1 protein-coding gene is annotated in these 255 nt (G+C 53.7%); it reads left to right on the top strand.

What is annotated here, in order from left to right:
- A partial coding sequence (locus C5P05_RS34160; RefSeq protein WP_232834267.1) for a hypothetical protein occupies positions 1 to 255 on the top strand: 255 nt, incomplete at both ends.

Below are 255 nucleotides of genomic sequence, written 5' to 3'. Positions count from 1 at the left end.
CTCTGTCGTTGCCTGCGCCTCTCGGCTGCTTTTATTGATGGCTGTGACTGGCCTGACGGCCTGCTCGACAATGCAAGCAACCGACACCGGTTTTTTGAAAAACCGCAGCGAGATGACAACCTCTAAAAATGGCAGCACAGCCTACTATCGATCTCCAACTCCTGTAGATCCGCATCAGGTGCGCTCAATTTCTGTTGAGTGGGCTACGCCAGTCGAAGCGACGGTCCCGGAGACTGAAAGGGTGCGATTGATTTC

The organism is Rhodoferax ferrireducens (assembly GCF_003347515.1).
In the GTDB taxonomy this organism is placed as follows: domain Bacteria; phylum Pseudomonadota; class Gammaproteobacteria; order Burkholderiales; family Burkholderiaceae_C; genus Rhodoferax.
The sequence above is the reverse complement of the archived record's forward strand: the minus strand, read 5'-3'. Positions and strand labels throughout refer to the sequence as shown.